This is a genomic window from Mesorhizobium sp. M7A.F.Ca.ET.027.03.2.1, from assembly GCF_003999175.1.
GTDB lineage: Bacteria > Pseudomonadota > Alphaproteobacteria > Rhizobiales > Rhizobiaceae > Mesorhizobium.
Genome location: NZ_RZOM01000772.1, coordinates 1 through 3,013, shown reverse-complemented (window position 1 = coordinate 3,013; position 3,013 = coordinate 1). Strand labels below are relative to the sequence as shown.

The 3,013-nt window shown below is 62.2% G+C and carries 3 protein-coding genes; all 3 read right to left on the bottom strand.

The window, feature by feature from the left end; all coding sequences use genetic code 11:
• Positions 1-631, bottom strand: a 631-nt coding sequence (locus EN750_RS26550) for an ABC transporter permease (RefSeq protein WP_145967930.1), incomplete at its 3' end; no start/stop codon positions are given.
• Entirely contained in the window at positions 631-1,713 is a 1,083-nt protein-coding gene (locus EN750_RS26545; protein ID WP_127398375.1) for an ABC transporter ATP-binding protein, read from the bottom strand. The genes EN750_RS26545 and EN750_RS26550, both read right to left, overlap by 1 nt.
• A 79-nt stretch (positions 1,714-1,792) precedes the next feature.
• Entirely contained in the window at positions 1,793-2,833 is a 1,041-nt protein-coding gene (locus EN750_RS26540) for an ABC transporter substrate-binding protein (protein WP_127328099.1), read from the bottom strand.
• Positions 2,834-3,013 lie beyond the last annotated feature (180 nt).

Here is a 3,013-nt window from a genome sequence, read left to right as displayed (position 1 = left end):
CGCCGAGGTTCATGCCGGCGCGCAGGCAGTCGGTGTCGATTGTCTTCATCGAGGCGTAAAGCGGCAGCACCAGGAACGGCAGCAGGATATGCGTCATGCCGATGACGACGCCCGAAAAATTGTTGGCGAGCGATAGCGGCTGGCTGATCACACCGAGGTCGATCAGCCAGCTGTTGATCAGGCCCCTGCGCTGCAGGATCACCAGCCAGGCATAGGTGCGCACCAGGACCGATGTCCAGAACGGCAGGATGACGAAGATCAGGCAGATCGACGCTGCGCGGCGCGGCAGTTGCGACAGCATGTAGGCCAGGGGATAGCCAAGCAGCACGCAGGCGCCGGTGACGATGAAGGCGACCTTGAAGGTGGTGACAAAGGTCTTGATGTAGGAGGCCTGCTCGAAGAATCGCGCATAATTGGCGGCGCTGAAGCCGCCCGCTTCGTCGAACAGCGACAGCCAGAGCAGCCAGCCGATGGGCACGATGATGATGGCGAAGACCAGCAACAGGCTCGGCGACAGCAGCGCCAGCAGCCGCAACGACTCGCGCCGCGCGTCCGTGCGCAGCGCCTGCGTGTTCAAATCCGGGCCCGCGCGGCCGGCATTCTCCTGCATGACGGCGGTCTGCGCGCTCATCAGTCTGCCGCTACCAGGATTGTGTCCTGCGCATCGAGACCGAACGAGACTGGCTGGCCGGGCGCCGGCATTTTCGCCAGCACATCGCTGCGGCAATAGTCGCGCAAAGTCAGCTGCCGGCCGTCGCGCAGCACGGCATAGCAGACGAAGCTGTCGCCCTGATAGATGATGTCACTGAGCGTCGCGTTGAGCACGTTGACGCCGCTTGTCGGTTCGGCGGTTGCCAAGAGCCGCAGCTTTTCCGGCCGCACCACCATCAGGTACTGGCCTGCCGCCGGCGTCGCCGCCGCCGTATGGATTCTTCGGTCCTCGTACCAGACGGAGCCGTTGCGGCACTCGACCGGAATGAAATTCGATTCGCCGATGAAGCCTGCTACAAATTGCGTTTGCGGCCTGGCGTAGAGGCTTTCGGGCTTGTCGAGCTGTTCGATGCGTCCGCCGTTCATGACAGCAATGCGGTCCGACATGGTGATGGCTTCGCGCTGGTCGTGCGTGACATAGACGGTGGTCATGCCGAGCCGCCGATGCAGGGCGCGCAGCTCGATCTGCATGTGCTCGCGCAGGCCCTTGTCGAGCGCCGACAAGGGTTCGTCCATAAGAACGATGCGCGGCTCGAAGACGATGGCGCGCGCCAGCGCCACGCGCTGGCGCTGGCCGCCGGAGAGTTGGTCGACCCGGCGCTCGCCCAGTCCCTGCAATTTCACCAGATCGAGTGCCTTCTCGACACGCTCGGCCGTCTCGGCGGCGGCGACGCCGCGTTGCTTCAGCGGAAAGGCGATGTTGTGAAAGACGTTCATATGCGGAAACAGCGCGTAGTTCTGGAACACCATGCCGATGTTGCGCTTGTGCGGCGGCGTGGTGATGATCTCGTCGCCGCCGACCCTGATCGAGCCGGCATTGGCCCGCACGAAACCGGCCAGGATCATCAGCAGCGTCGTCTTGCCGGAACCGGAAGGCCCCAGCAGCGTCAGGAATTCACCAGCCTCGACATCGAGGTTGAGGTCGCGCAGCACAGGCACGCTGCCAAATCGTTTCTCGATCCCGCGCATGCCGATCGGCAACGCGGATGGCGCAATGGACAAGATTTTTCTCTCCCAGGGGCTGAGGCGGCGAAAGCAGGGCGAGGCGTCGCCCTGCCGTGGTTTGGATTGCGGCCGCAGCCTATTGCTGGATCAGATTGTTGAACTTTTCCGTCGCCTCGACCAGGTTGTCGCGCCAGAATTCTGCATCCTGCAACACCTGCTTCTTGACGTTTTCGGGCGCCGAATTGATGTCCTTGATCCTGTCCTGCGGGATCTTGCCAGTCTCGAAAGCCTTCTCGTTGACCGGGCCATTGTCGACATAGAGCGGCAGATTGGCCTGCAATTGCGGGCTGACGAACATCGCCAGCGCCTTCATGGCCGCTTCCTTGTTCTTGGAGCCCTTGGGGATGACCATGCAGTCGGCGGTCAGCACGCCCTGGTCGAAGGAAAAGCTGATCGGCGCGCCTTCCTTTTTCAACGTGCCGGCGCGGCCGTTCCAGATGCTCGCCATGTCGACTTCGCCGTCCTTAACCAGCTGCATGGCCTGGGCGCCGGAGGTCCACCAAGCGTCGACATTGCCGCGGATCTTGTCGACGGACTTCAACGCGCCGTCGATATCGACCGGATAGACCTTGTCGATCGGAATGCCCTCGGCCAGTGCGGCAACGCTCAGCGTTTCCGTCGCCTGGCTGCCGCTCAGCGCGCGCCGTCCCGGAAACTTTTCCACGTTCCAGAAATCGGCCCAGGTCTTCGGGCCTTTGTCGCCGAAGACGTCGGTCCGGTAGATCAGCACGACCGAGGTGTAGGAAATGCCGACCCAGTCGTCGTGGACAAGCTTCGGGTTGATGCCGCTCTTGTCGATGATGCCGTAGTCGAGCTTCTCGAACAGCCCTTCCTTCGAGCCGCGCGCACATTCGTCGGCGCCAAGTTCGGTGATGTCCCACTTCACCGCATTGCCGGTCACCTGCAGCCGGACGTCGTCGAGGCCGTTGGTGGTGTCTTCCTTGATGGTGATGCCGAGCGCGTCGGCGGTCGGCTTGAAAAACGCCTTGGTCTGCGCCTCCTGGTAGGTGCCGCCCCATGAGGCGACGGTGATGGTGTCGCCCGCCATGGCGGGGGCTGCGAACGAAGCCATGAGGCCCGCCATCGCAACGATGCTAACGTTTCTGGTTCTGTTCATTTTTCGGCTCTCCAACCGGTGTTCCCATTGTTTTTGATTTGGCATGCTATTTTGTATACAATTTTGAGTGTAGACTAGCGATCGATGTTGTCAACACCGCCGACGCGCTCGGCATCACCATCAAGGAAGACACCACCAACGGCCTCGACGACGTCCGGCTGCAGGTGACCGGCAATGCGG